Annotated in this window: 25 protein-coding genes; 12 read left to right on the top strand and 13 right to left on the bottom strand. The window is 68.2% G+C overall.

Going from position 1 to position 25,522, the window contains the following annotated elements; all coding sequences use genetic code 11:
• The first annotated feature begins 16 nt into the window (after positions 1 to 16).
• Positions 17 to 919: a molybdopterin synthase gene (locus G9C85_RS16615; RefSeq protein ID WP_166042056.1), complete on the top strand. Its 903-nt coding sequence runs from the start codon at positions 17 to 19 to the stop codon at positions 917 to 919.
• Positions 920 to 1,001: 82 nt separating this feature from the next.
• Positions 1,002 to 1,898: an arylamine N-acetyltransferase gene (locus tag G9C85_RS16610; protein WP_166042054.1), complete on the top strand. Its 897-nt coding sequence runs from the start codon at positions 1,002 to 1,004 to the stop codon at positions 1,896 to 1,898.
• A gap of 200 nt (positions 1,899 to 2,098) precedes the next feature.
• Here G9C85_RS16610 and G9C85_RS16605 read toward each other — a convergent pair whose 3' ends face one another.
• The 5 genes from G9C85_RS16605 to G9C85_RS16585 form a co-directional block, all read right to left on the bottom strand.
• Positions 2,099 to 2,509 carry a hypothetical protein gene (locus tag G9C85_RS16605; RefSeq protein WP_166042052.1) on the bottom strand — a complete coding sequence of 137 codons (411 nt, stop codon included), beginning with the start codon at positions 2,507 to 2,509 and terminating at the stop codon, positions 2,099 to 2,101.
• A gap of 162 nt (positions 2,510 to 2,671) precedes the next feature.
• Positions 2,672 to 3,073: a hypothetical protein gene (locus tag G9C85_RS16600; protein WP_166042050.1), complete on the bottom strand. Its 402-nt coding sequence runs from the start codon at positions 3,071 to 3,073 to the stop codon at positions 2,672 to 2,674.
• Positions 3,074 to 3,254: 181 nt separating this feature from the next.
• On the bottom strand, positions 3,255 to 4,136 hold the full coding sequence (locus G9C85_RS16595; protein ID WP_205254393.1) for a hypothetical protein: 882 nt from the start codon (positions 4,134 to 4,136) through the stop codon (positions 3,255 to 3,257).
• 468 nt (positions 4,137 to 4,604) lie between these two features.
• Positions 4,605 to 5,576 (bottom strand): GTP 3',8-cyclase MoaA, encoded by a 972-nt coding sequence (gene moaA / locus G9C85_RS16590; RefSeq protein ID WP_166042047.1) that lies wholly within the window; start codon positions 5,574 to 5,576, stop codon positions 4,605 to 4,607.
• Positions 5,577 to 5,681: 105 nt separating this feature from the next.
• The gene (locus G9C85_RS16585) at positions 5,682 to 6,401 is read right to left on the bottom strand and encodes a LysR family transcriptional regulator (protein ID WP_166042045.1); all 720 of its coding nucleotides are present in this window, start codon (positions 6,399 to 6,401) and stop codon (positions 5,682 to 5,684) included.
• Positions 6,402 to 6,453: 52 nt separating this feature from the next.
• Here G9C85_RS16585 and G9C85_RS16580 point away from each other — a divergent pair, with 52 nt between their 5' ends.
• The 3 genes from G9C85_RS16580 (at position 6,454) to G9C85_RS16570 (ending at position 9,045) form a co-directional block, all read left to right on the top strand.
• Positions 6,454 to 7,416, top strand: a complete 963-nt coding sequence (locus G9C85_RS16580; protein ID WP_240148935.1) for a substrate-binding domain-containing protein — start codon at positions 6,454 to 6,456, stop codon at positions 7,414 to 7,416.
• Entirely contained in the window at positions 7,413 to 8,237 is an 825-nt protein-coding gene (locus G9C85_RS16575) for an ABC transporter permease (RefSeq protein WP_166042042.1), read from the top strand. Before G9C85_RS16580 ends, G9C85_RS16575 begins: the two co-directional genes overlap by 4 nt.
• 151 nt (positions 8,238 to 8,388) lie before the next feature.
• On the top strand, positions 8,389 to 9,045 hold the full coding sequence (locus G9C85_RS16570; RefSeq protein ID WP_369680837.1) for a bacterio-opsin activator domain-containing protein: 657 nt from the start codon (positions 8,389 to 8,391) through the stop codon (positions 9,043 to 9,045).
• A gap of 67 nt (positions 9,046 to 9,112) precedes the next feature.
• On the opposite strand, the gene G9C85_RS19025 is transcribed toward G9C85_RS16570, so the two are convergent.
• Together G9C85_RS19025 and G9C85_RS16560 are read right to left on the bottom strand one after the other, a co-directional pair.
• Positions 9,113 to 9,490 carry a HalOD1 output domain-containing protein gene (locus G9C85_RS19025; RefSeq protein ID WP_166042040.1) on the bottom strand — a complete coding sequence of 126 codons (378 nt, stop codon included), beginning with the start codon at positions 9,488 to 9,490 and terminating at the stop codon, positions 9,113 to 9,115.
• A gap of 79 nt (positions 9,491 to 9,569) precedes the next feature.
• Entirely contained in the window at positions 9,570 to 11,009 is a 1,440-nt protein-coding gene (locus G9C85_RS16560; RefSeq protein ID WP_166042038.1) for an ATP-binding protein, read from the bottom strand.
• A 151-nt stretch (positions 11,010 to 11,160) separates the two neighbouring features.
• Between G9C85_RS16560 and G9C85_RS16555 the strand changes: the two genes are divergently transcribed.
• The 3 genes from G9C85_RS16555 (at position 11,161) to G9C85_RS16545 (ending at position 14,714) form a co-directional block, all read left to right on the top strand.
• Positions 11,161 to 12,633, top strand: coding sequence for an ATPase domain-containing protein (locus G9C85_RS16555; RefSeq protein ID WP_166042036.1), 1,473 nt, complete (start codon positions 11,161 to 11,163; stop codon positions 12,631 to 12,633).
• 236 nt (positions 12,634 to 12,869) lie between these two features.
• Entirely contained in the window at positions 12,870 to 14,012 is a 1,143-nt protein-coding gene (locus G9C85_RS16550; protein ID WP_166042034.1) for a Fic family protein, read from the top strand.
• Between the two features lie 90 nt (positions 14,013 to 14,102).
• Complete coding sequence (locus tag G9C85_RS16545; RefSeq protein ID WP_166042032.1) at positions 14,103 to 14,714, top strand: GNAT family N-acetyltransferase; 612 nt, start codon at positions 14,103 to 14,105, stop codon at positions 14,712 to 14,714.
• Between the two features lie 126 nt (positions 14,715 to 14,840).
• Here the strand turns inward: G9C85_RS16545 and G9C85_RS16540 are convergent, their stop codons facing one another.
• Complete coding sequence (locus tag G9C85_RS16540) at positions 14,841 to 15,242, bottom strand: universal stress protein (RefSeq protein ID WP_166042031.1); 402 nt, start codon at positions 15,240 to 15,242, stop codon at positions 14,841 to 14,843.
• Positions 15,243 to 15,352: 110 nt separating this feature from the next.
• Here G9C85_RS16540 and G9C85_RS16535 point away from each other — a divergent pair, with 110 nt between their 5' ends.
• A complete protein-coding gene (locus G9C85_RS16535; RefSeq protein WP_166042029.1) occupies positions 15,353 to 16,846 on the top strand; it encodes a S8 family serine peptidase in 1,494 nt (497 codons plus the stop codon).
• 29 nt (positions 16,847 to 16,875) lie between these two features.
• Positions 16,876 to 17,484 carry a helix-turn-helix domain-containing protein gene (locus G9C85_RS16530; protein WP_166042027.1) on the top strand — a complete coding sequence of 203 codons (609 nt, stop codon included), beginning with the start codon at positions 16,876 to 16,878 and terminating at the stop codon, positions 17,482 to 17,484.
• Between the two features lie 36 nt (positions 17,485 to 17,520).
• Here the strand turns inward: G9C85_RS16530 and G9C85_RS16525 are convergent, their stop codons facing one another.
• A complete protein-coding gene (locus G9C85_RS16525) occupies positions 17,521 to 19,812 on the bottom strand; it encodes an ATP-binding protein (protein ID WP_166042025.1) in 2,292 nt (763 codons plus the stop codon).
• A gap of 158 nt (positions 19,813 to 19,970) precedes the next feature.
• Between G9C85_RS16525 and G9C85_RS16520 the strand changes: the two genes are divergently transcribed.
• Positions 19,971 to 20,633 (top strand): DsbA family oxidoreductase, encoded by a 663-nt coding sequence (locus tag G9C85_RS16520; protein WP_166042023.1) that lies wholly within the window; start codon positions 19,971 to 19,973, stop codon positions 20,631 to 20,633.
• A gap of 16 nt (positions 20,634 to 20,649) precedes the next feature.
• Here G9C85_RS16520 and G9C85_RS16515 read toward each other — a convergent pair whose 3' ends face one another.
• A complete protein-coding gene (locus tag G9C85_RS16515; protein ID WP_166042022.1) occupies positions 20,650 to 21,402 on the bottom strand; it encodes a class I SAM-dependent methyltransferase in 753 nt (250 codons plus the stop codon).
• Between the two features lie 61 nt (positions 21,403 to 21,463).
• Positions 21,464 to 22,534 (bottom strand): BGTF surface domain-containing protein, encoded by a 1,071-nt coding sequence (locus G9C85_RS16510; RefSeq protein ID WP_166042020.1) that lies wholly within the window; start codon positions 22,532 to 22,534, stop codon positions 21,464 to 21,466.
• Positions 22,535 to 22,831: 297 nt separating this feature from the next.
• On the opposite strand from G9C85_RS16510, the gene G9C85_RS16505 reads away from it, so the two are divergent.
• Entirely contained in the window at positions 22,832 to 23,008 is a 177-nt protein-coding gene (locus tag G9C85_RS16505) for a hypothetical protein (protein ID WP_166042018.1), read from the top strand.
• Positions 23,009 to 23,269: 261 nt separating this feature from the next.
• Here G9C85_RS16505 and G9C85_RS16500 read toward each other — a convergent pair whose 3' ends face one another.
• Together G9C85_RS16500 and G9C85_RS16495 are read right to left on the bottom strand one after the other, a co-directional pair.
• Positions 23,270 to 24,703, bottom strand: coding sequence for a hypothetical protein (locus tag G9C85_RS16500; protein WP_166042016.1), 1,434 nt, complete (start codon positions 24,701 to 24,703; stop codon positions 23,270 to 23,272).
• Positions 24,700 to 25,452 carry an ABC transporter ATP-binding protein gene (locus G9C85_RS16495; RefSeq protein WP_166042015.1) on the bottom strand — a complete coding sequence of 251 codons (753 nt, stop codon included), beginning with the start codon at positions 25,450 to 25,452 and terminating at the stop codon, positions 24,700 to 24,702. Before G9C85_RS16495 ends, G9C85_RS16500 begins: the two co-directional genes overlap by 4 nt.
• Positions 25,453 to 25,522: the final 70 nt, after the last annotated feature.

Genomic DNA, 25,522 nt, shown 5'->3' with positions numbered 1-25,522 from the left:
CGCCGAAGGCCGCGGTATGCACGTCGTGAGCGTCGTCGGGGCGTCGGACGCCGGGAAGACGACGGTCGTGGAGGCGCTGGTCGACCGACTGGCCGAGCGCGGGTCCGTCGGGACGATAAAGCACCTGACTCACGACCCGGACGTCGATACCGACGGGAAGGACACCGCCCGGCACCGCGCGGCCGGGGCCGACGAGACGTACGGGCTCGTCGACGACGCCCACGACGCCCTGGACGTCGACGGGAGCGACGCCGGCGGTGGCGACGCAACCGTCGCGAGCGGCGGCGAGTGGTTCGCGACCGGCCGCGACCTGTCGCTCCCCGACGCACTCGACCGGCTCGCTCCCCGCCACGACTACGCCGTCGTCGAGGGGTACTCGGGGAGTTCCCTCCCGAAGGTCGCGCTCGGGGAGCGCGATGTCGCCGACCCCCTCCTCGAACGCGCGTCCGGACCGGACGCGCTCGACTTCGACGCCGTCGTCGACGCCATCGACGACCTCGAACCGCACCGGACGCTCGAGTCGCTCGTCGCGGACGTGAAGGCGTCGCCGCGCGCCGAACGGTCGGGCGCCATCGCGACGTTCACCGGCCGCGTCCGCGCGAAGGAGGACCCCGACGACGCGCCGACCGAGTACCTCGAGTTCGAGAAGTACGACGGCGTCGCCGAGGACCGCTTGCGCGCGCTCCGCGAAGACCTCGAGTCGCGCGACGGCGTGCTCGACGTCCGCCTCCACCACCGGACCGGCGTGCTCGAAGCCGGCGACGACATCGTGTTCGTCGTCGTGCTCGCCGGCCACCGCCGCGAGGCGTTCCGCGCCGTCGAGGACGGCATCGACCGCCTCAAGGAGGAGGTCCCGCTGTTCAAGAAGGAGGTCACGGTCGACGACGAGTTCTGGCGACACGACCACCCAGACGCGTAGCCCGGCCCGCTCGCGTCGACGGCCCGCTGGTGAACGCTCTTTCAGGATACCGTCAAGTGCCCGGCGGTCGAATGGATCGACGATGACCGCAACCGAACCCACCGGGGAGTTCGACGCCGACGCGTACCTCCGGCGGATCGGCGTCGACCCCGAGGGCGTCGTCGAACCGGACTGGGAGGCGCTCTCGCGCCTCCAGGCCGCGCACGTCCAGGCCGTCCCGTTCGAAAACCTCAGCATCGTCGGGCACCCCCACCGCGACGATGCCGACACGGTGCAGGACGACGGCGTCGTCCTCGACACCACCCACCTCTTCGAGAAGGTAGTCGAGCGAGAGCGCGGCGGGTACTGCTTCGAACTCAACGGGCTCTTCCACTCGCTGCTCGCCGACCTCGGGTACGACGTCGACCGCGTCGCCGCGCGCGTCCTGGGCAGCGGCGGCGACGACACGCCGCCCGCGAACCACCACTCGAACGTCGTCCACCTCCACCGGTCGTTCGTCGTCGACGTCGGCACCGGCACGCCACAGATCCGGCAGCCCGTCCCACTCGACGGCACCGAGGTCACGGACGACGCCGGCGTCACGTGGCGCGTCGCCGAGAGCGACCGCGAGGACGCCACGCACGAGACCCAGTACCGCGAGCCACACGAGCGCGACTGGACGACGCGGTACGTGTTCGACGTCGAACCCCGGGACCTCTCGTACTTCGCCGCGACGAACGACTACCTCCAGTCCTCTCCGGACTCGACGTTCGCGAGGAGCGCCTTCGTCACCATCGCCTCCCCCGACGGCTACCGGAAGCTCTCCGCGAACGAGCACCGGCTCGTCACGTTCCACGAGAGCGACGGCAGCGATGCCCCGCACGCCCGGCGTGGCTCCCGGGACCGGGACGTCGTCGTCGAGAAACGGACGCGCGAACGCCCCGTCGACCCCGACGACTGGGACGCCGTCCTCGCCGCCACGTACGGAATCGAACTCTAAGCCGACGCTCGTGGATCCTCACCGACAATTAGACTCCGTTGAAACCGCTATCGATGAGGGAACTGTCGGGCAAGATACAGCGGATACATTAAGTAAGCGGGCGTCATTCGTTCCGCGTCTTCGGGAGCGAAACAGCCGGTCGGTAGTTGTGCTTATCCATCGATAGTGAGACTCTGGTCGAAAGAGATAGTACCAGTTGGTCACCCATCAGCGTCGGCATCCTCACCGTCAACATCTGCGTCAGCGTCTGTTCCATCCGAATCAGCGTCAACATCGTCACTGTCGGAATCGCTGTCCTCGTCATCGCTATCTATGTCGGTAGCCGAACTTGGCTTCGAATCGGCTTGGACGGTAGCCGAGTTCGATGAGTTCGAAGTTTTCCCGGCGTCAGCGCCAATACTGTAGAGGAAAAGAGGGGGGCAGATATATGCGGCAATTGCTAGTACCACAAAGAGTCGGTCGATGAAGATGAGCAGTCCAAATGCGGTAAGCGCCGCCGCTGAAGCTGTATGAATCGCAGTATGGGTGTATTCACGGTAATACTTCCACAATTCGTCCAGCCATTGTGCTGTTGCTGATACTGGTCCCTCTCCGGCTGCTATCAGAGGCATACAGCATCGTTAGTGATACAGGACTAAAACCCTCAGCTGTATCTTGATATTAAGTGTCCGCTCTGTACTGACTGATCGTTTGGTGCAAATATCATCGGAACGGTGCTGAATCGGCTGTTCACTACAACTGCGTACATACCGCCGAGAGTGTATCTGCGGGTCTCATTCTGCGTCACGGATCGATGCTATCGCACGCTGGCGCTTTTCGACGATGTCATGGACGCGTTCTTTCTTGTCCTCGATATCCTGTTGATCACGCATCCAGTACAGGTCAGTGTAAAATGCCACGAGTGCCTCGACTTCCTCGCCTGAGAGGTGACCAATGTCGTCGGCATTACTCTCGTAGACGACCGGTGTTTCGACTGTCTGAGTGAGTGTTTCGTAGTCGCCGCTCTCGGCCATCTCCTCAATGTAGGACAGTGCAGAGAGTTCCGTTTTGAATGCGCGACGGAGATGCGCGAGTGCTGCTTGTCGGCGACGCCAGAACAGAAAGTACGATCCTGCGATTGTTGCGACTGCCCCGATAATGCTTCCCAAGATCAGCCCGGCAATCGCTCCAGCCATACCTATATCCCCTCACGTTAGCAGGAAAGACTTGATGCCTTCAATCTGTTACAACTTCTGACGATACGTTCGCACGCTATCCCCCTCAAACTGACTCTCTTGTGGGGTTAGATGCGCGGCACGGGCAGCCTCCCACGCGAAACGTGGGAACAGCGGTGGAACGGGCTGGCACCGGTCAGGACTAGAGAACAAACGGCTCGGTATCGGTGGCTCGCAGAGTGACGGTCGCCACTCTGAGCATATAAGCGGTGAGGATAATAAACGGTGCCAGAGCGGTCGTGAACGCGGCGGCGACAAAGGTCAGGAGCGGTGAGAGACCAAATATCCATATTTGTGGGAGGATGTTCGCATTTATAGCCAGAATCGTGCTCGCTGTTACCAAGATAGCTGGCAGCGAGACGATTAACAGCGTTCGTGACAACATAGAGAACTCCCGCTTGTAATACAGCGTCTTGAAAAAATGGCGTCCGGTCGTGATTATTTCGAACGCCCGGATGAGCCTCTCGAACCGATCTTCACCACTGGCTGAGAGTTCATCGGCATATTCCAGATGCAATACGCGCGACCGATCCATCAATGGGCCAAGATCTAAATCGAGTCCAAGCCAAAGCGCACTAAACTCGCCCCCGCCCGTTTCAGCAACGGACTGTTCGATGTTTTCGATGGTCTGGCGAATCGTCTCAGTGTGTTCTCTGACTTCTTCGGCAGCCTCCCCGTCGAGTTCCTCTGTAACCGTCGCTAACTCGTGTGATCGCTGATTGATAACGCCGACCATCATAGTAAGAAACGAAGCCGGGTCCATGGTGCTATGGTCGGTGTCTGTCAGATGCCCTATTTCGCGTCGGAACTCGACTGTGCCTCGATGACGGTCTTCCTGTGCACCGATGGAAATAATATCGTACGAGAGGACGATTGAGTTTATCGAGACGACTATCGAGACCAGTAGGATAATTCCTCCTAGGAAGGTGTTAAGAAGCGTCTGGACGGCAGCGGTCTCGGTGAGGAGTCGTTGCATTCCGAACGGCCAAACCGTGCCAATTGCGAGGATGGCGACGAACGTCATCGTGAGAAGCGCCCCGGTGACGGCATGCCGATTCCCCTCCAAGAGCACCCATTGTACCAGGCTGACGCCACGTCTGCCTGATGGGTCCGGTAACCATCCTCGCCAGCCCCCGGATCGGCTCATTTTGCCACCCTGACGGAGCAGTGAACACGTGCTTGTTTGGTCGATTGAGGTCGACTCGAAGCACTCATGGACCGACAAAGTCGCTGCCTATCCACTTAACTCACAGCATCGTTACAGCCTCGAATGTGGTGAAAATACAGTCAGAAGGGCGGGCGATTACTGAATTCGGGTCTATTTCCTTTCAGCATTTGGTAGACTGGAGCGGAACCGCAATGATGAATGGGTGCCCTGTATCTACCGATTGGCGCGAACGTCGAAATTGACCGAAATGTAACTGATTCGTGCCCTGTTTGGAATAGGGCCTCGGCAATTAATGGGACGTAGTAGCGAAACTGAGCGGGAAACTCAGTCCTGCGCTGGCGCGGGCAGGTACGCGTCGTTGACGACCCACTCGCCGTCGTCGTCCTGGACGAGGTACTCGCCGTAGTAGGGGACGCGGTTCGCGACGGTCTCGCGGAACGTCTCCCGTATCTCGGGCTTGGTCATGTCGCCCATCGAGCGGTGGTCGTCGCCGCGGTTCAGGCAGCCCTTCAGCTTCCCGTCGTGCGTGACGCGGACGCGGTGACAGTTCGCGCAGAACTCCGCGTTCCCGACGGGGTCGACGATCTCGACCATGCCGCCGTCGACGAAGTACCGCTTGCGGTCGTGCATGTCGCGGTGCTCGACGCGGTCGGCTTGCTCCGCGAGCCAGTCGTGGACGCGCTCGATGTCGATCGCCCACTCCGGGTTACCGGCGATCTCGGGCATGTACTCGATGAGCTGGAGCTGGAGTCCGTCGCGTTCCGCGACGCGGTCGACGAGCTCCGGAATGTATCCCGCGGTCGCCTCGAATACCACCATGTTCAGCTTCACCGGCGCGAGCCCTGCGTCGAGTGCCGCGTCCACGCCGTCGACGACCCGCTCGTACGCGCCCGAGTTCGTGATCTCAGCGAACGCGTCCGGGTCGACGGCGTCCTGGCTGACGTTCACGCGCTCCAGGCCGGCGTCCACGAGGCCCTCGGCGCGACCGGGGAGGAACGTCCCGTTCGTCGTCAGCGACACCTCCATCGAGTCGGGCGTCCGGCGAACGATCTCCTCCAGGTCCTGGCGGAGCATCGGCTCGCCGCCCGTGAACTTCACCTTCCCCACGCCGAACTCATCGACGACCTCGAGGAACCGCACCACGTCGTCCGCGGTCATCTCGTCGTCCTGGGGGTCCTGCGGCCCGCGCGTGTCGCCCAGCCCCTCGTTGTGGCAGTAGACGCAGTCGAAGTTGCACCGGTCGGTGAGGGACACGCGAACCCCGGACACCTCGCGCCCGAACTCGTCCTCGAGCATTCGCCTCGCACTTGCGACCGAACGCGCATAAAGCGTGCGTCCGCTCTCAGGGACGTGGAACCTCCCCGCGACGGCTCTCTACGCTCGTCTCGCGCCGACTGGCTTTCACACGGGCGTCGCTCGCGTCGCCGTCGCCTTGAACGTCGCAACCACTCCCCGGCCGGGCTCGAGCGCGAGTCGTTCGAGCGAGTCGACTGTCACGAGCACGGGGAGCGTCGCGCCGGCGTCGGCCCCGTCCTCCTCCCCGTCGGCCCCGTCCTCCTCCCCGACGGTTACCTCGACGAGCGCGACGGATTCGCGACGGTCCACGGCCGCGACGGTCCCCGCGAACCGGTTCCGTGCGCTCGAGGCGTCCGCGTCCGGTGCGGTCGTCGCGTCGTGGAGCGTCACGGCGTCCGCGCGCACCGCGACCTGGACGTCGGTCGCGTCCTCGAACAGGAGCGCGGTGACGTCGCCGATAGCGGTCTCGACGGTCGCGAGTTCGCCGTCGCGGTCGCGGACGGTCCCGCGGAGCACCGCTGCGTCCGTCTCCGCGGTGTCCGCGAACGCGGCGCGGACGCGAGCGAACCGCGCGAGCAGGTCCCGGCCCGCGTCCGTCAGGCGACTGCCGCCGCCGTCTGCGCCGCCGCGCGTCCGCTCGACCAGCGCCCCGAGTCCCTCCTCGAGCGCGCTCACGCGCTTCTGGGCGCGCGAGTACGACCGGTCGAGCGCGTCCGCGGCCGCCGAGAGCGATCCCTCGCGGTCGACGGCCGCGAGCAACGCCGCGTCGTCGCCGTCGACGGTCACGTCGCCCGCTCGCAGGTGCGCTTCGAAGCCAGCGTCCATGTTTCCTGGAACGGACGAAACCGTTATGTCTGTTTTGACACAACGCTCTCGCATGGGCGGGTTACGCCTGCGTGGTTCGCGAACGCGGCGATCGCGTCGCGGGTTCCTCGCCGCGACCGCCGGCACCCTCGCGAGCACGGCCGTCGCCGGCTGCATCGGCGGTGGGCGCGAGCCCGTCGAGGTGCTCGCCGCCGGGAGCCTGCAGGCCGCGGTCGACGACGGCCTCCGCGACGCGCTCGACGACCCGATCGCGCTCGAGGCGCGCGGGTCCGCCGCCGCCGCCCGCCTCGTGGCGGACGGCCAGCGCGACCCCGACGTGCTCGCGCTCGCCGACCCCTCGCTCTTCGACCGCCTCCTCGACTCGCCGTGGGACGCGACGTTCGCGACGAACGCGCTCTGCGTCGCGACCGCCGACACGCCGGGCGGGCGCGCCGTCTCGAACGCGGCCGACCGCGAGGACGCCGACTGGTACGATCCCGTCCTCGACGGCACCGCCGCGCTCGGCCGCACCGACCCCGACCTCGACCCGCTGGGCTACCGGACGCTGTTCGCGCTCGAACTCGCAGCGGACGCCGACGACCACCCCGGCCTCAGTGAGGGCGTGCTCTCGCCCGACCAGCTCTATCCCGAGACCGCGCTCCTCTCGCAGTTCGAGACCGGCGCGCTCGACGCCGCCGTCGTCTACGAGAGCATGGCGGCAGACCGCGGGTACGAGTTCGTCGACCTCCCGCCCGCCGTCGACCTCTCCGACCCCGACCGCGCCGACGCCTACGCGACCGCGACGTACCGCCTCCCGGACGGCGTCGTCGTCGCCGGCGACGTCGTCGAGTACGCCGCCGCGCTCCGATCGCCCGACGACGCCGCAGCAGAACGCGTCTTCGACGCTCTCGTCGACAGCGCAACCCTCTCCGCGCACGGGTTCGCCGTCCCCGAGTCCTATCCACGGTATCGCTCGAGCGCGTCGAACGTCGACTCGAACGGGCCGAGCGCCGTGCCCGGCCTCGCGGAGCGATGACCGCGAACCGGCCAGAGGCGACCGCGGCGCCGACCGAACATACTGAGCGCACCGGCATCGACGTCCGCGTCGTCGCGGTCGTCGCCGGGACGCTGCTCCTCGCGCTCTACACGCTGCCGGTGCTCGCGCTCGTCGTCTCGATGCCGCCCGGCGCGCTCCTCGACCGCATGGGCGACCCGCAGGTCGTCGCCGCGCTCGGGAACTCGCTCCTGACCGCGAGCGCGGCGACCGTCGTCGCCACCCTCTTCGGCGTCCCGCTCGCGTACTGGCTCTCGCGGACCGACGGCCGCGTCGCCGCCGCCCTCACCGGCGTCGTCGTCCTCCCGCTCGTCCTCCCGCCGGTCGTCGCCGGCATCCTCCTCGTCGCCGTCTTCGGCCCGAGCGGCCTCGCGCCCGTCGAGTCCGCGTTCGGCGTCGCGTTCACGCGCTCGCACCTCGGCATCGTCGCCGCGCAGACGTTCGTCGCCTCGCCGTTCGTCGTCGTCACCAGCACCGCCGCGTTCGACCGCGTCGACCCCGACCTCGAGGACGCCGCCCGGAGCCTCGGCCACGACCGCACGTCGACGTTCCGCCGCGTCACCCTCCCGCTCGCGTGGCCCGGCGTCCTCGCCGGCGTCACGCTCACGTTCGCGCGCTCGATGGGCGAGTTCGGCGCGACGATGCTCGTCGCCTACCACCCCCGGACCGTCCCCGTCCAGATCTGGCGCGCGTTCGTCGGTGACGGCGTCGCCGCCGCGCTCCCCGTCGCCGCCGTCCTCCTCGGCGTCTCCCTCGCCGTCGTCGCCGGCCTCCACGCTCTCGGCACGAATCCCTGGCGGTGACGACGACCGCATCCATGCGAGGTTCCCGTCGACCGCGGCGGCGATTTGTGATTAACCGAGTTACCCCGCACGTTTAAGCGACTGAATATCCATTTTAACCATTGTTTACTCGATCATGGATAGGTCCCCTTCACGACAAACTTCCGGGACGGTGACGGAGGTCGAGTTCGCGTTCCGGGACTCGCCGCACCCCTTCGTCGCGCTCTCCGAGTCCGAGGACTGTCGCTTCGAACTCGGGAAGATGGTCCCGCGTACCGACGACAGCTACTCGGAGTACTTCAACGTCACGCGAACCGACCCGGAGCGCATCCTCGACGCCGCCGAGAGCGTGGACTCCGTGGATGCCTCGCTCATCCGCGAGTACGACGACGGCGGCCTCGTCGAGTTCGTCGTCTCCGCCGGCTGTCCGGCAGTGGCGCTCGCCGAACACGGCGCCCTCCCGCGGGACGTCCGCGGCGTCGAAGGCATAGGCCACATCCTCGCCGAGATCCCTCCAGCGTACGATTCCGCGGACGTCGTCGAGCGGTTCCTGAGCGAGCACCCGACCGCGGACCTCACCGCGAAGCGCGAGACCGACGCGGTGACGCCGATCTTCACGCGCTCCGTCCTCGACGAACTCCTCGACGAGTGCCTCACGGACCGCCAGCAAGAGGTCCTTCGGACCGCGTTCGAGATGGGGTACTACGAGTGGCCGCGCCAGACGACCGGGAAGGCGGTCGCCGAGCGCCTCGGCATCTCCTCGGCGACGTTCTCCGAGCACATCCACGCCGCAGAACGAAAACTCCTCGGCGCCCTCATCGACGACTAGCGTCGCGCCGCCGACTGTGGACCCCCTCCCGTGCGATGGTCGCTCCCGAGCGGCGGTCGCGGTCGAACTAGCGGTCGCTCGACGCGTTCGGCGCGACGATCACCCACCCGCCGTCGATGGTGACGTCGCACCCCTCGAACCCGAACGACACGGACCTGACCCCCGGCCGGGAGTCCCCCGACGCGACGGCCGGTCGGGAATCCTCCCATCCGACCAACTGCTCGAGCGCGTCGACGTCGACGACGTCGTAGAGCGGACCGACGTCGAGCTCGTCGCGGCCGACCACCGTTGCGACCAGTTCGACGACGGCTTCAACTGGCGAGCGTCGAGCGGTGTCTTCGCATCGCACGCGGTACGCCCCCGTCTCCGGGTCGTGCTCGACGTCGTCGTCCGTCCGGCTGTTGCGCCACTCGGTCGTACTCGTATCGGGCGATCGAGGAGTCACGTCTCCACAGCTACGGTACTCGCCGGTTTTGCGTTACTCCCTACAGTTCGAGGACACGGCCGTCAACTCCCGCGTTCGGTTAGCCGCCGGTCGTAGCAGCCGTCCGCGCCAGCGGAAGCCGGACCGTGATTCGACTCCCGCGGGGCTCGCGTTCCTCGAAGTCGATGCGACCGTTCGACGCCCGCACGATCCAGCTCACGAGCCACAACCCGAGTCCGTTCGCGTGCTCGAGCGCAGACACGGTGTTCGTCTCGACCACGGCGACGTCTCCAGGGGGCAACCCCGGCCCGTCGTCCGCGACCTCGACGGCCACCCACTCCTCGTCGGTCGCGTCCTCCAACCGCACGGTCACCGTCACCGTCGGCTCCGGGTCGTCGTTGTGCTCGATCGCGTTCTCGATCAGGTTGTCGAGCGCGGACTCGATCAAATCGATCGCCTCGGCCGTGAACGCCGTCCCGTCCGGGAACTCGCTCGCGACCGTCGCCACCGGGCACCCCTCGCTGTACTGGCGACACTTCGCCTCGACGAGCGTACAGACGTCGACTTCACGAGTCGCGTCCTCCTCCTTGCGGACGAGTTCGTCGAGCTCTCGCGCCTGATCGCTCAATCGAACCACGTCCTCCGCGACCGACTGGATCGTCTCCAGATGCGGCGACGGTTCGTCCAGTTCGTCGGCGAGCGTCTCCGCGTGCCCCAGGATGAGGTTCATGTCGTTCCGGACGTCGTGCCGGAGGACGCGATTCAACACCTGGAGACGAGTCTCGCGCTTCCTGATCTCGGATATCTCGGTGACGACGCCCGTCAGGTACGTCCTGCCGTCGACCTCGAACCACCCGTAGCAGAGCTGGATCGGGATCTCGTCCCCGTCCTTGCGCTGGGCGGTCGACTCCAGGACGCCGCCCCCAACGTCGGGCGCGATCCGCCGACCATACCCTTCGATTCCGGCCGCCGCCGCGTCCTGGTGTTCCGGTGGGATCAGCTGCGTGATCTCCTCGCCGACGAGTTCGTCACGGTCGTACCCGAAGAGGGACTCGGCGGCGTCGTTCGCGTACTTCACGTCGCCGTCCGGGGAGAGGAAGAAGATCGCGCTCGACGTCGTCCGGACGAGCGACTCGAACCGCTGCTGGGACCGCAACGCCTCCCTGGACAACCGTCGCGTTCGGAGCGCGCTCTCGACGTTCGCCTCGAAGACCGCTGGCGATATCGGGGTAGTGACGACGTCGTCGACGACGTCCCAGATGGACGAGTCGAGCGCCGAGACGCGGTCCTCCGGGAAGACGAGGAGAACGGGGAGAAACAGCGGTTCGATTCGTTCCTTCAGCGCTCGCACGTCTTCTGCGCGTCGTTCGAGCGTCGCCGCGTCGACTATCCAGAGGTCGACCTCGTCCTCGACCGCGTTCCAATCGGCACTAGACGCGACCTCGGACTCGGCGGGGAGGTGCCGGATTGCCTCCTCTCGGTTCCGCCGGTTCTCGAGATCAAGTAGAATACATACGTCATCTGTTTCGTCGGCTGCCATCAAATGTCCTGGCTCTAACTCGTCTCTCAATCTATAATGAATCTATCCCCTTCAGTTCGAGGTCCCCCTTCCGAAACCGGAAGGGGGCGGCGGGTTCTCTCGCATCCAGGCGAACAGAAACATTTGATGCGCTTCCACGGGTGGACGGCGTATGGTCGTGGACGAAAGTGAAAGGATATCGACTGGTCTTGTGAATTTGGACGCGATATTGCACGGCGGACTCATCCCGGGCCGGGGCTACATGCTGAACGGTCCGGCGGGCGCGGGCAAGACCATGCTCGGGTTCCACTTCCTCCAGGCGGGCGTCGCGGCCGACGAGACGAGTCTCTTCATCAACCTCGAAGAGGACGTAACGGAACTCCAGGCGAACGCGGCACAGTTCGGGTTCGACGTCGACGCCATCGAATTCCTCGACCTCAGTCCCGGAAGCGAGGTGTTCAGTTCGGAGGGCGACTACGACCTCTTCGAGCCGGCCGACGTCGAACAAGAACCGCTCCGGGAGTCGATAATCGACACGGTCGAGTCGGTCGAACCGGACTGCGTCGTCATCGACCCGCTCACGCAACTGCACTACCTCACGACCGGCGAGTACCAGTTCCGGAAGCAAGCCATCGGCGTGATGCGCTTCCTGAAGGAACACGGCGCGACGGTCCTCTTCACCGCACAGGAGACCGGGCGGCTCCCGACCGAGGACCTCCAGTACATCAGCGACGGCACGATACAGCTGGCCACCACCGACGTCGGTCGCCGGCTCACGGTACCGAAGTTCCGCGGTTCGTCGACGAACCCCGGCACGCACGCGTACCGGATACGAGACGACGGCATCACGGTGTACCCGGAGCTTCGACCCGGCGAGGGACGTCGAGAGTTCGACTGGGAGACGATCTCCTCGGGCGTCCCGGAGGTCGACGAGATACTGAACGGCGGCCTCGAGACGGGGACCGTCAGCGTCGTCAGCGGCCCGACCGGAGTCGGGAAGACCACGCTCGGGACGCAGTTCATGAAGGAGGCGGCGGGACGCGGCGAACGCTCCGTGGTGTACCTGTTCGAGGAGAGCAAGCGGACGTTCCTGAAGCGTTCGGAGGGCGTGAACCTCCCCGTGAAGCGGATGCTCGACCGGGGGACGCTCCACGTCGAGGAGGTCGAGGCGCTCGAGGTGTCGCCCCAGGAGTTCTCGTCGAAGGTCGTGCGCGAGGTCGAGGAGGCGGGGGCGAGCATCGTGATGATCGACGGCATCGCGGGATACCGGATGTCGCTCCGGGGTGAGTCCGAACATACCGCCGAACGCCTGCACGCGCTCGGTCGCTACCTCAAGAACCAGGGCGTCACGACGCTGCTCATAGACGAGACGACGGACGTGACCGGCGAGTTCCACGTGACCCAGGACAACATCAGTTACCTCGCGGACAACATCGTGTTCCTCCGCCACCTCGAGGTGCAGGGCGAACTCCGGAAGGCAATCGGCGTCCTGAAGAAGCGGACGAGCGACTACGAGCGGACGCTCCGCCGGTTCGAGATCACCGAGCACGGCCTCAAGGTCGGCGAACCGCTCTCGGACCTCCGGGGGATCCTGAGCGGGACGCCCGAGGTGGTCGACGAGGAGGACGGGTCGTCGCACCGGTGACGACCGTGGACGCGAAAGCGCCCCGTCCGGCGCTAAGTCAACTATATGGCGTGTAGTAGACTAAGCGGTGCTTCCGATGCCGCTGCGTTCGACGACGACGGCCACGCGGCGCCAGCGGTCGTTAGACGCCGACCTTCGAGCGGGCGGCAGACGCAGACGCTCGAACGTCCGGGGCTAAGTCAACTGAATCGATAGCCAGCAGACTTAGGTTGCCGTGGGCCGGAGGCTACGTCAAGATGGATCCGGCGGAGTTCGAGAACGGCCCGGGCTCGATAGACCACTACGACGGCATCCCCTGCTTCAGGCCACCGAGTCTCCCCCCGGACGTCGAGTTGACGAACGACCTCCTCGCCGTCTACGGCGACGCCCAGTACGCGCTCGGGCGGCTCGCGACGCTCCACGGGAACGTCGACAACGAGAACCTCCTCATCGCGCCGTTCGTCGTCCGCGAAGCCGCGATGAGCTCGCAGATCGAGGGCACGAACGTCACCGTCTCCGACATCATCCTCCACGACATCGACTCCTCGCCCGAGCGATCCGCGGCCGACTCGAAGGACGTCCGCGAAGCCTACAACTACGTCGACGCTGTCCGCCAGGGGTTCTCGCGTCTCAGCGACGGCGAATCGCTCAGCGTCGACCTCGTCTGCGACCTCCACGAGACGCTCATGGACGACGTCCGCGGCGGCGAGGACCGCCCCGGCGAACTCCGCGACGTCCCCGTCTACATCGGGAGCCCTGACGGCTCCATCGAGCACGCGCGGTTCGTGCCCGCGAACCCGGACACCGTCGAGATCCTCCTCGAGCAGCTCCTCGCGTACGTCGACCGCGGCTCCTATCCGCCGCTCGTCGACGTCGCGCTCGCGCACTACCAGTTCGAGACCATCCACCCGTTCCGGGACGGGAACGGCCGCCTCGGTCGCCTCCTCATGATGCTCCAGCTGTACGACGCCGGCCTCCTCCCCGAGCCGTACCTCTACCTGAGCGCGTACTTCAATCGCCGCCGCCAGCAGTACCTCGACTACCTCCTCGAAGTCAGTCGGGAAGGCGCGTGGACGCAGTGGATCGAGTTCGTACTGAACGCCATCGCCGAACAGGCGATCGACGCGTACGACTGCGGCGTCGAACTCCAGTCCCTCCAGGAGTCGTACTTCGAGCGCTTCCCGAAGCGCCCCGCGGTCCGCGACGTCGTCGAGTACGTGTTCGAGGAACCGTACCTGACCGCGCCGCGCGCCATCGAGGCGACGGGCCGCTCCAGGCAGGCGGTCTACGACGCCATCGAGGCGCTCGAAGCCGAAGGCATCGTCGAACAGATTTCGGGCGGCGAACGCTACCGGGTCTACGAAGCGCCCGACGTCCTCGCAGTCGTCGGATCCGCGTGACGTCGAACCAGGCCCCCGCCCCACGCCATTCCCAGATATATAGAACGCCCCCGCCCCTTCACGTTCCCGTGAGACGTCATCTCATGCGAAATGGCGTCGAACGCGTGCAGTTCGTGGTGGCACGGCGACTGCGAGGGCACCGAGCACTGCCCCCCACGGTGTCCGCGGTTCCTCGACGCCGAGGGCCGCCCGTACCTCGTCCAGCCGACCGCCGACGACTCGCTCGACGGCGTCGTCGACATGTACCGCGACTACCCCGCCGAGCACCGGTCGATGGGCATCCCACCGGCCCAGGAGCCCGTGATCCGCGACTGGCTGGACACCCTCCTCGAGCGAGGTCGGAACTTCGTCGCCACCCTCGACGGCACCGTCGTCGGCCACGCCGGGTACGCGCCCGCCGACGCCGACGTCCCCGAGATGCTCGTGTACGTCGACCCCGACCATCACGGCCACGGACTCGGCACCGAGCTCACCAAGCACGTCCTCGCACACGCCGCCAGCAGCGGCTGCGACGGCGTCGCCCTCGACGTCGCCCGCGACAACGCGACCGCCATCCACGTCTACCGCGAACTCGGCTTCGAACCCACCGACGAGACCCCAATGGAGTACGAGATGGAGGTCTCGACCGACGCCAGCATCGTCCTCCACGTCCAGCGACCGCCCGCCGAGCGCGACCTCGAGAAGCCCACGGACGACGACTGACCCCGTCAATCCGCGGACGGCACCTGACCGAGCCAGCGGACGACGCCACGATTCGCGACCCCGCAAACGCCCGGACACCGAATGGAAGTCGCTACGCGACCGAACGCGCCGATCTCCGCGAGGCGCTCACTCCTCGGATTCGACGTGCGCGAACAGCACGGTCCGGTTCGTGTCGAGGATGACGTTCTGCGAGACGCTCCCGAACAGCGCCTTCCCCGTCGGCGAACGCTTCCGGCCGGCGACGCAGATCGCGTCCACGTCCAGATCTTCGGCGCGCTCGACGATCTCGGACGCCGGACTCCCCGACTCCTCGTCGAGCGCGTACTCCACGCCCGCCGCCTCGAGGACCTCGGTCGCGCGCCGCACCGACCCGACCTGGTGCACGGACGCCCCCGACGGGTTGTCCTGGAAGATGTGCAGCACCGTCACCTCCACGTCCGTGTCCGCGGCCGGCAGGTCCGCGATCGCGTTCGCCTGTGCAGTCGCTCGCCCCTCGTTGTCGTCGATCGGCAGGAGTACGTGATACATGTCCCCCGATTGAACAGGGGGCGGCTTATGCGTTCCCCCGATTACGGGTGCCCGCACGTCATCGATAGACCTTTTCGGGCACCGGTCGACCCACCGGCCACGACCCCGACATGTCGACGCAGTCGCCCCGAACGGTCCTCGTCGTCGCGCTCGTCGTGTTCGCGCTCGTCGCCAGCCTCGCCGGCGTCGCCCTCCCCGACTCGTCCCCGGCGCCCGAAGCGCCGCCGGCACCGAACGACGACGTCGACAGCGTGCACGCCGACGGCGTCACGGGCGAGAACGTCACCGTCGCCGTCCTCGACCCGACCGGGTTCGACACCGCCGACGCAGCGTACGCCGACCGCGTCCGCGCCGCGCGCTCGTTCGGGGACGGCGACGCCGTCGGCCCGAACGCCGGCGCGAGCCACGGCACCCGGTCGGCGCGCGAGGTCGTCGACGTCGCGCCCGACGTCGACCTCTACCTCGCCGAGTTCGACGGCGAGCGCGGGTACGGGCGCGCGATGGCGTGGGCGGTCCGCGAGGGCGCGGACGTCGTCGTCGTCCCCGCCGCGTTCCACGGCAAGCACGGGTCCGGCGAGTCGACGGTCGAGAACGTCACCGAGCGCGCCGTCGCCCGCGGCGTCGTCGTCGTCGCCGCGGCTGGCAACACCGCCCGCGGCACGTACCGGGACCGCTACGACCGGGTTCGCGACGGCGCGCTCGTCGTCGAGGACGGTGCGCGGAACTACCTCCGGGGCGGCGGGCGCGTCGTCCGCGCCTGGGTGTCCTGGGATCGCGCGCACGCCGACGAATCGTACGCGCTCGAACTCTACCGCGTCACGGACGACGGCCCGCGCCTCGTCGCACGCTCGGTGCCGTACGACGCCGACGCGGAACCGAACGCGCGACTGAACGTCCGCGTCGAGGACGACACGCACTTCCTCGTCGTCCGCGGCCCGAACCGCCCGACTGGCGCGTCCGTCCGCGTCACGTCCGTGACGCACGACCTCCAGCACGTCACCGTCCGCGGGAGTCTCGTCGCCCCGGCGACCGCCGAGGGCGTGCTCGCAGTCGGCGCGTGGAATCCCGTCCGGGGGCGTCTCGCCGCCTACAGCGCCAGCGGCCCCACGGCGGACGGGCGACGCGGGGTCGACGTCCTCGCGACCGCACGCGCCGAGGACGGCTTCCACGGGTCCTCGGTCGCCGCCGCCCGCGCCGGCGGCGTCGCGGCACTCGTCCGCGCCGTTCGGCCCAACGCGTCGCCCGCGACCGTCGAATCCTACCTCGAATCGACCGCGCGCGACGTCGGCGTCGAAGGCCTCGACGCACGCACCGGCGGCGGCCGCCTCAGGCCTGAGCGCGCCGTCTCAGCCGCACTCCGCGACGCACGCAACGAGACGAACGCGACCGGGACCACCGACGCATCCGGGGCCGACGGGCCATCGGCGATAGTCGCACAGTCGGTGATCGACGCCCAGCCAGCCATCGACGCCCCGTCGGTCATCGACGCCCCTTCGGTCGTCGACGACGCGTTCGCCGCCAGGGAGCCGTTCGCCGCTCGTTCGGCCGCGGTACGCCCGGATTACGACCACTCAAGGCGAGGTTTGAGTTACGACCACAATTAAATCCGTCACGCGAGAACGAGGGAGTAGCAATGGGGAGCCTCATCGAACGCGTTCAGGGGGACGTTGCCGAGAGCGAGGAGCGACCGCTCGTCCTCGACGTCGTCGGCGACGAGTCCGACGTCGTCCTCGACGCGCTCGCTGCCGACACGCGCCGTCGCGTCTTCCGCGCGCTCTTCGAACAGCCGGCGACCGCGAGCGCGCTCGCCGACCGCCTCGACGAGAGCGTCCAGACCGTCCACTACCACCTCTCGACGCTCCAGGACGCCGGCCTCGTCGAGCACGTCGACGCCCGGTACTCGGAGAAAGGCAACGAGATGGCCGTCTACGGCCCCGCGAGCGACCCGATCGTCCTCGTCGGGAACGAGGAGTTCGCGCCCGCGGTCGAGCGCTCGATGACGCGCATCGTCGGCGGCGTCGGCCTGCTCGCGGCCGCCGGCCTGCTCGTCCAGTACGGCGTCGAACGCCTCGCGCGCGGCGCTCGCCTCAGCGACGACGCCGCCCAGCCCGCGAGCGCCGTCGACGGCGTCGCACCCGACGGCACGCTCGCGAACCTCGTCCTCGACGTCCTCGAACCCGGTCTCGTGTTCTTCCTCGGGACGCTCGCCCTCGTCGCCGCGCTCGCCGTCGTCCGTCGCTGACCGCCCCGAGCACTCCCGTGGGATCGAACGACCGCGCTACTCGCTGCCCGTCCCTTCGGCGTCCGCTCGCGGGAGCGTCACCGCGAACGTCGCGCCGTCGTCGTGGTTCGTCACCGCAACGCTCCCGCCGTACGCGTCCACGATCTCGCGGACGAGGTAGAGCCCGAACCCCGTCCCGGGGCTGTCGAACCCGCGCTCGCCCGTCTCGAAGATCGACGGCAGGACGTCCTCGGGGATGCCCGGGCCGTCGTCGGTCACGCGCACCGTCACCGACGTCGCGCTCGCGACCACGTCGACCGACACCGACGGCGCCCGGTCGGGATTGTGCTGGACGGCGTTCGCGAGCAGGTTCCCGAACACCTCCCCGAGCAGGGCGTCCGCGCGCACCGGCGCCGCCGCTGCCGCCGCATCCACGGACAGCTCGAACGACGCGTGCTCGAACGCCTCCCGCGCCTCCTCGACCTCCGCCTCGACGATCGACCGAACGTCCACGCGCTCGGTCTGCCGGGACTCGCTCGCGACGAACGCCTCCATGAGCGCCTGGAGCGTCTCGACGAGGTCGACCATCTCCGCCGTCCGATCGCGGACCGTGTCGAGGTGCGTGCGCCCGTCCGCGTCCACGTGCGACTCGAGGATCTCCGCGCGAGCGTCGACGACGTTCAGGCCGTTCAGGAGGTTGTGGCGGACGAAGCGGTTCACGAACTCCAGTCGCTCGCGTTCCGCTTCGAGCGACCGCTCGCGCTCGACGGTCGCGATCGTGAGGCCGAGGATCTCGCCGACCTGCCCGAGCACCGCGAGCTCGCGGTCCCCGAACGCGTCCCGGCGGGCCGTCGCGACGTTCAGGACGCCGTAGGACTCGTCCTCGAACGCGACCGGGACCGCCGCCCGTCGCTCCAGGCCACGCGCAGCGAGGTCGCGCCCGCGAGCGCCGCCGCCGCCCGAACCGCCGTCGGTCGGGACGGCCACCGCGACAGTCTCGCGTTCGCGGAACGCCCGCCGACTCGGATCGCTCACGTGCGCTGCCGCGTCCACGTCAGCGTCCGCATCGCCGTGAGCGTCCGCATCGCCGCGAGCGTCCGCATCGCCGTGTGCGTCCGCATCGCCGTGAGCGTCCGCATCGACGTGTGCGTCCGCATCGCCGTGAGCGTCCGCGCCCGTTCCTGCGTTCGCGTCCGAGAGCTCGCTGGCGTCCGCGCCCGCCGCAGCCACCGTCGACGTCGCGTCCGCGTCGTCGTCGACCGGTGCGTCCACCCACGCGAGCGCGTACGAGTCGGTGCGCACCAGTCGGTCGACCGCCGTCTGCTCCAGTCGCGTGCCGTCCTCGCGATGCAGGACCGCGTCCGTCAACGTCCGCACCACCGAATGCAGGTCGTTCAACGCCCGCAGCCGGTCGACGTAGCGCTCGCGCTCCAGCTCTCGACTCACCCAGTCGCTGAACAGGTCGACGAACGTCACCTGCCACTCCGAGAACGCCTCCCGGCGCGGTTCCATGCCGTAGAAGCAGAACGTCCCGTACGGCTCCCCGTCCACCGTCACGGGCGCCCCCAGATAGCACGAGATCCCCCGGTCCGCGTTCCCGGCGCGCTCCGCGAGATCGGGCGCGTCGCGCTCAATGTCTTCGAGGACGAGCGTCTGCTGGGTCGATACCACGCGCTCGCAGTTCGTCGTCGACAGCGACGTCACGTCGCCCGCGGCGACGTCGTCCTGTCCGGGCGCGTCGACGACCTCGAACGTGTAGTCGTCGTCCTCGACGTACGATAGCGTCGCGTACGACGTCCCGACCGCCTCGCGGACGATCCCCAGGAGGTCCTCGATGCGTTCGTCGAACGACAGCGAGCCGTCGGCGACCACCTCGTACGCCCGCCGGAGCGCGCGCTCGCGGTCCTCGACCGCCCGGCGATCGTCCGCGACCGAGCCATCGCGCCCTGGGCGTTCGGCGCCTGATTCGGCATCGACCGCCGCGACAGCCCGTTCGGCGACCGTCGGCGTCACGCCGTCCTCGACCGGCACGTAGTCCGTCACGCCCGCACGAAACGCCTCGGTCGCGACTGCCTCGTCGCCGTCGCGGGCGTACAGCACGAACGGCACTCGCTCCGCGTGCTCGCGGAGCGACCGGAGTACCTCCACGCCCGACGCGTCCCCCAGGTCGTACGGGCAGACGACGCAGGACGCCGCTGTGGCCGCGGCGGCCGGCACCCGCCCGTCCTCGACCGTGCGTACTTCGGCGGATGCACCTGCGGCTTCCAGGACGGCGACGTCTTCCTTTGCCATCTCGCCGTCGTGCGCGAGCAGGAGGAGATGGGGTGTCCCGTCGTCCTCGCTCGTCATCGTCAACGTATACGCTCGCCGTACAGATAGAGCTACTGTGAACGGGACTCCCACGGCGTCCCTCCGCACTGTGAACGCGTCGACGTACCGCTCGCGCTCGTGCGTCCCGGGAACAGACCGGCCGGGCCGTTATCCGTTCGCGTCGCCTACATACCGCCGTGAGCGAATCCACCACCGGCGACGTCGACTCGCGATCGGACGTCGTCACCGTCTACTCGGACTACGTCTGCCCGTTCTGCTACCTCGGTCGGGCGTCCCTCGACCGCTACCAGGACCGGCGCGAGGAGCCGCTCCGGATCGACTGGCGGCCGTTCGACCTCCGGAGCGGCCAGCGCGGCCCCGACGGCGAGATCGACCACTCGGTCGACGACGGGAAGGACGACTCGTACTACGAGCAGGCGAAGGAGAACGTTCGACGCCTCCAGGAGGAGTACGGCGTCGAGATGTCCCTCGAGATGGCATCGGACGTCGACTCGCTGTCCGCGCAGGTCGCCTCGTACTACGTCCACGAGCACTACGACTACGAGACGTGGCTCGCGTTCGACGAGGCGGTGTTCGACGCGCTCTGGCAGGACGGCCGCGACATCGGCGACCGCGACGTCCTCGTGGAGCTCGCGACCGACGCGGGCGTCGACGCCGACGAGATCCGGAGCGCGCTCGACGACGACGTCCTCCGCGAGGAACTCCACGAGCAGTTCGCGGCCGCCCAGCAGGACGGCGTCACGGGCGTCCCGACGTTCGCGTACGACGGGTACGCTGCCCGCGGCGCCGTCCCGCCCGAGCACCTCGAGCGCCTCGTCGAGGGCACGCACGACGAGTAGGCCGCCTGACCGTCTCTTACTGCTTGCGGGCGCGAACGACGAGCACCTGTGGTTCCGCCATCGCGGCCGCGTACCGCTCCGGGTTCGCGTCCGCGTAGGACGCCAGGGGCGTCGGTTCGGCGACGCGCTCCAGCTTCAGTCCCGCGTCGACGAACGCCTGTACGATCGCGCTCGTTGGCCGGTAGTGCGAGCGGAGCGTGGCCGCGCCCCAGTCCACGACGCGAGCGGTCGGTTCCGCGTACGCCTCGAGGTCCCAGTGCGAGCGCTGGTACGCTGGATGGATCACGCCCGCGACGAACGCGCCGTCGTCGGCGAGCACGCGCTCGACGGCCGCGAGCGCGCGGTCGAGGTCCGGGAGGTGACTCAGGACGAGGTTCGAGAGTACCACGTCGAACGCGCCGTCGTCGAACGGCAGCCCGGTCCCGAGGTCGCACGCGGCGAACTCGCAACCGGGGTGGCGCTCGCGCGCCGTCGAGAGCGCGTCGGGGCTCGCGTCCACGCCCGTCACCGTCGCGTCACGCTCCCTAAAGTACCCGACGTGGTCCCCGCGGCCACAGCCAGCGAGCAAGACGGCCGCGTCATCGACGGCCGGCAAGCGCTCGCGGACCCCCGGCCAGGCGTACTCGCGCTGGAAGTGACTGTCGCCCCAGGGACTCGTCGTCGCCGACAGGTCGTCCGCGTCAGCGGCGCGCGAGAGCGCGTCGTACCCGCTCCGCACGTCGCCGTCGTCGCCGCGTCCGTCGCCTTCGCCGTCGGTGTCGTCGACCACGGTTGGATTCCGACGTCGAAGCGCCCCGCTGATATAGTTTCAGGCGCGAGCGCTCGGTTCGTTAGTCGAAGCTGCCGACGAGCGCCACGACGCCGATGACCGCGAGCAAGCCGCCGAGCCCGAGCGCACCGACGGTCACGAGCGAGACGCCGTTCGAGGAGTCGCCGACGGCGGACGTCCCGGTTCCGTAGATGGTGCCGACGGTCGTCGTCCCGTTCGCGTCGTCCGTCGCGCGCGTCGTCGCGGGGTCGTCGGTCGGCTCGTTCAGGACGACCGCGCCGACGTCGGCGGGCCGTTCGCCCTCGTAGTCGGTGCGCTCGTAGTCGGCGCTCTCGTAGATCTCGAGGTCGTAGTTCCCGGGTGCGAGCGACTCCGGCCGCTCGACGTCCTGCGGCACGGTGACCTCGTCGGCGTCGGCCTTCGCGGACATCCCGTGCTCGTTCGGCGCGTCCACCGCCGTCTCGAACTGGAGGACGACTCTGCCGTCGCCGTTCCCGTCCTCGACGGTCACGGGGATCACGACGTTCGTCGCGTCGCTCCCGAAGACGACGGTCGCCGTCTCGCGGTCGCTGAGCGTCACGGGGATCGACACCGTCTCGCCGGCCGTCGCCGTGTAGAGTTGCTCCGCGAACCTCGCTGACCCCGACCCGTCGTCGCAGGACGGGTCGCAGCCGCCGACGACGCCGGGTGCGGTCGCCAACCTGGTGCCGTTGTAGTGGACGGAGACCTCGAACTCGGTGCCGCGCTCGACCTCGTCGAAGTTCATCGTCACGTCGAACGTTCCGTCCCCGTCGACGGTGGCGACCGACGACCGGAGGAACGGGTTCGCGCTGTCGCTCGAGCGGACGCGAACCGTCACCTGCGTGCCCTCTGAGAGGGTGGTCGTGCCGGTGATGGACTGCCCGGTCGCCGGCTGGACGACGAGGCGTTCGCCGTCGTAGTCGACGGAGCCGTTCGGCGCGCTCGCGTCGACGTTCGCAGGCGCCACGCCGTCCGTCGCGCCCCCGCCGCCCGCGGTCGATGCTGCGGGGGCCGCTGACGCGACGGACGCTGCGGCGACCCCGCCGAGGGTCGCGAGCGCCGCCAGTGCGACGGCGAACGCGATTGTCTCGCGAGCGGGGCGGCGACTCACGTCGCCCACCTCCGCTCGGCCGCTACTCGACTGCCGCACCGACCGCTCCCGCTCCCGCTCGCCGCGGTCGCGTGTCGGTCGACGTACCGGTCCGCACCTCGCGGTGCGGTGGAGGGCATTCCTCGCATTGCAGTCGTGACGTCGCGTGCCGTATTTGTATCAGTCACGTAACCTCAAACCCTCGTTTGAACGGTCGAACGCGACTCACCGAAATACTGGGTTGGCATAATAGGCCAATTAAGGTATCCTATTACTTTGTAGGCGGGTTTCTTGAGGGTTCACCGCCAACGTAGCGGCATGTCAGTAGGAACCCCAACCGCCAACTGGACGTCGGAGTACAACTGCCCGTTCTGCGACTCGACGCTCGAGAACCCCGGCGTCGCCTTCGTCGACCACATCGAGACCAGCGCCGAGTGCAAGTCGGGACACGACGCCTGGACGTTCCACGTCGCGGGCGACTTCGGCGGCGCCTGAACCCGAACCGGGGCTTCGAGGAACGACCCTCCAGCGGCACCGCGACCGCTGGGCGGCTCGCGCGGGTCAGAGTCCACCTCGCGGATCGACCGGCAAACGTTGCACCGTGACGTACCACCAAGGGACTCCTCCACGTCGGTTGCAATGGCGCCACGCGAGAGCGTGCGAAGTAACACCACTTCCATCGCTACCATGCTGCCGCCCGCGACGGGAACTCCCGTCGCGGATCACTTTCGGAGTTCGTCACAGCGGCCGCGCCGGTCAGGTCCGCGTGAGTCGCTCCCACTTCGGGGTCGCGCGGCGGACGAGCACGCCACCCGCGAACGCGAGCACGACGCCACTGACGGCGATGCCCGCGAGCACGACGGGCGTGCCGGCGCTGACGACGAACCCGGCAACGACGATCGGGACGAGCGGCGCGGCGACCGCGAGCGTGAACGCCGCGAACAGGACGGTGTCGAAGAGGAACTCGTTCGGCGAGAACCCCGCGAGGTAGACCGTGACGCCGAAGAGGTACGTCTGGATGCCGACGTGGACGACCACGCCCGCGAGCGCGTCGCCGACGGACGCGAACTGGAACGCCAAAGCCAGGGCGTAGAACGCGAGCCCGGTCGGGAGGCCGACGAGGAGGAACGCGCGACGCTTCGCTCGGAGGACGTCCGCGACGTCGAGCGGGTAGAGGCGGTACTCGTCGAGGCTGTCGAACTGCGTCAGCCAGTTGTACGTCGTGAACGCCGACAGGCCGAGGATCGCGCCGAGCGTGACGCCCGGTGACGGGTCGACGCCTGCGATCTCGCCGGCGAGTTCGAGGAGGAACACGCCGACGGCGAGCAGGATTGCGCCCGAGAACGCGACCTTGAACACGCCGCCGCTGGACCGCGAGAGGTCGAGCAGGGTCTTCGCGGTGACGGCGTCGTCGGCGAACGGGAGTCGACTGCGCCAGCGCGTGTAGGCGTCGGCTGCGGTCCTGGCCGGTGCGCTGTAGTTCGCGTCGTACGTCGCGACGCCGAGCACGCCGAGGACGGGGATGGCGGCCACCACCGCGACCGTTTCGAGGACGCTCGCGCCCGCGTAGACGCCGTAGGGCGTGAACCGGACGAGGTCGACGCCTGCGGCGAACGCGACGCCGACTGCAATGGCGAGCGCGAGCGCGACCACGCGGCCGCTGACGCCGCGCGTCGAGAGCGCGACGCCCGCGAACGTCACCGTGACCCCGAGCAGGAACGTCGCGGTCGCAGTCCCCCAGAGGACGGCGATCTCGACGGGCGCGAGCAGGCCGGCGGCGACCGCCGGCGCGAACGACAGCGCCATCGGGAGCATGAACAGCCCCGAGTAGTACACCGCGTCCTTCACGAGGAACACCGCGAGCAGGCGCCGCTGGGACACCGGTAGCGTCCGCGCGGTGAACAACAGCAGCGTCATGTCGCCGAGCAGGTTCCGCATCGCGTCCCGGCCGAGGAACGCGGTCGTCCCCGTCTGGAGCCCGAACGCGAACGCGAGCGCGTGCACGCCGAGAATCAGTGCGTCGACGGTCGCGACCGACGTCGTCGTCAACAGCCAGACCGCCCCGCCGCCGAGGCCCAGGACGAACAGCGGGAACGCCGCGAACCGCACCCCGCCGAACAGGTCCGCGTGCATCCGCCACTCCTCGCGGAGCATCTCCACGAACAACCGGCGGTTCAGCGACGCCGTCATCGCCCGACGAGGCCCTCGGGGGCGGCACTGGCAGTCGATCCCCCCACGTTCTCCACGAACGCGTCCAGTAGCGACTCGTTCGCACCCATCTCTCGCGGCCGCCGTTCGGCGATGAGCTCCCCGCCCGAGACGATGCCGACGCGCGTACAGAGCTCCTCGGCGACCTCGATGTGGTGCGTCGAGATGAAGATCGTGTTCCCGTCCTCCTGGTACGATCGGAGGAACTCCTTCACGCGCTCCTGGACGATCGGGTCGAGGTTCGCGAGCGGCTCGTCGATGAACACGACCTCGGGCTCGTGGAGGAACGCCTGCGTGATCATCACCTTCTGCTGCTGGCCGCGCGAGAGGTCCGTCGACACGGTGTCGAGCTTCTCCGCGAACGACAACCGGTCGGTCCACTCGGCCACGCGGTCGTCGACGACGTCCCCGGGGACGTCCCGGACCGTTCCGACGAAGTCGAAGTACTCGCGCGGCGTCAGGAACGACGGCGGGGACTCCTGCTCGGGGAGGATGCCGACGTGCCGGCGCGTCTCCACCGGGTCGCCGACGGGGTCGTGGCCGAGCACGGACGCCGTCCCCGAATCCGGCTGGAGCTGGCCGGTGAGTATCTTGATCGTCGTCGTCTTCCCGGCGCCGTTCGGCCCGAGTGCGCCGAACAGCTCGCCGGCCTCGATCGACAGCGAGAGGTCCGAGAGCGCCGTCACGTCGCCGTAGGTCTTCCGGAGGTTCTGCGTGCGGATTGCGGCCATCTGATGGCCCAATCGTAGCGAGGCGTCGCCTTATCCTTGATGGGCGACGACCGGGTCGACTTCTTCGTTG

It is taken from the genome of Halorubellus sp. JP-L1 (assembly GCF_011440375.1).
In the GTDB taxonomy this organism is placed as follows: Archaea; Halobacteriota; Halobacteria; order Halobacteriales; family Natrialbaceae; genus Halorubellus.
This window is presented reverse-complemented; position numbering and strand designations above follow the sequence as displayed.

Bases quoted from the DNA above. Each gene is read 5' to 3' on its own strand.
- G9C85_RS16615 (WP_166042056.1), top strand. From the start codon at position 17: ATGCACGTCGTGAGCGTCGTCGGGGCGTCGGACGCCGGGAAGACGACG.
- G9C85_RS16610 (WP_166042054.1), top strand. From the start codon at position 1,002: ATGACCGCAACCGAACCCACCGGGGAGTTCGACGCCGACGCGTACCTC.
- G9C85_RS16605 (WP_166042052.1), bottom strand. From the start codon at position 2,509: ATGCCTCTGATAGCAGCCGGAGAGGGACCAGTATCAGCAACAGCACAA.
- G9C85_RS16600 (WP_166042050.1), bottom strand. From the start codon at position 3,073: ATGGCTGGAGCGATTGCCGGGCTGATCTTGGGAAGCATTATCGGGGCA.
- G9C85_RS16595 (WP_205254393.1), bottom strand. From the start codon at position 4,136: ATGACGTTCGTCGCCATCCTCGCAATTGGCACGGTTTGGCCGTTCGGA.
- moaA (WP_166042047.1), bottom strand. From the start codon at position 5,576: ATGCTCGAGGACGAGTTCGGGCGCGAGGTGTCCGGGGTTCGCGTGTCC.
- G9C85_RS16585 (WP_166042045.1), bottom strand. From the start codon at position 6,401: ATGGACGCTGGCTTCGAAGCGCACCTGCGAGCGGGCGACGTGACCGTC.
- G9C85_RS16580 (WP_240148935.1), top strand. From the start codon at position 6,454: ATGGGCGGGTTACGCCTGCGTGGTTCGCGAACGCGGCGATCGCGTCGC.
- G9C85_RS16575 (WP_166042042.1), top strand. From the start codon at position 7,413: ATGACCGCGAACCGGCCAGAGGCGACCGCGGCGCCGACCGAACATACT.
- G9C85_RS16560 (WP_166042038.1), bottom strand. From the start codon at position 11,009: ATGGCAGCCGACGAAACAGATGACGTATGTATTCTACTTGATCTCGAG.
- G9C85_RS16555 (WP_166042036.1), top strand. From the start codon at position 11,161: ATGGTCGTGGACGAAAGTGAAAGGATATCGACTGGTCTTGTGAATTTG.
- G9C85_RS16550 (WP_166042034.1), top strand. From the start codon at position 12,870: ATGGATCCGGCGGAGTTCGAGAACGGCCCGGGCTCGATAGACCACTAC.
- G9C85_RS16545 (WP_166042032.1), top strand. From the start codon at position 14,103: ATGGCGTCGAACGCGTGCAGTTCGTGGTGGCACGGCGACTGCGAGGGC.
- G9C85_RS16540 (WP_166042031.1), bottom strand. From the start codon at position 15,242: ATGTATCACGTACTCCTGCCGATCGACGACAACGAGGGGCGAGCGACT.
- G9C85_RS16535 (WP_166042029.1), top strand. From the start codon at position 15,353: ATGTCGACGCAGTCGCCCCGAACGGTCCTCGTCGTCGCGCTCGTCGTG.
- G9C85_RS16530 (WP_166042027.1), top strand. From the start codon at position 16,876: ATGGGGAGCCTCATCGAACGCGTTCAGGGGGACGTTGCCGAGAGCGAG.
- G9C85_RS16525 (WP_166042025.1), bottom strand. From the start codon at position 19,812: ATGACGAGCGAGGACGACGGGACACCCCATCTCCTCCTGCTCGCGCAC.
- G9C85_RS16505 (WP_166042018.1), top strand. From the start codon at position 22,832: ATGTCAGTAGGAACCCCAACCGCCAACTGGACGTCGGAGTACAACTGC.
- G9C85_RS16500 (WP_166042016.1), bottom strand. From the start codon at position 24,703: ATGACGGCGTCGCTGAACCGCCGGTTGTTCGTGGAGATGCTCCGCGAG.
- G9C85_RS16495 (WP_166042015.1), bottom strand. From the start codon at position 25,452: ATGGCCGCAATCCGCACGCAGAACCTCCGGAAGACCTACGGCGACGTG.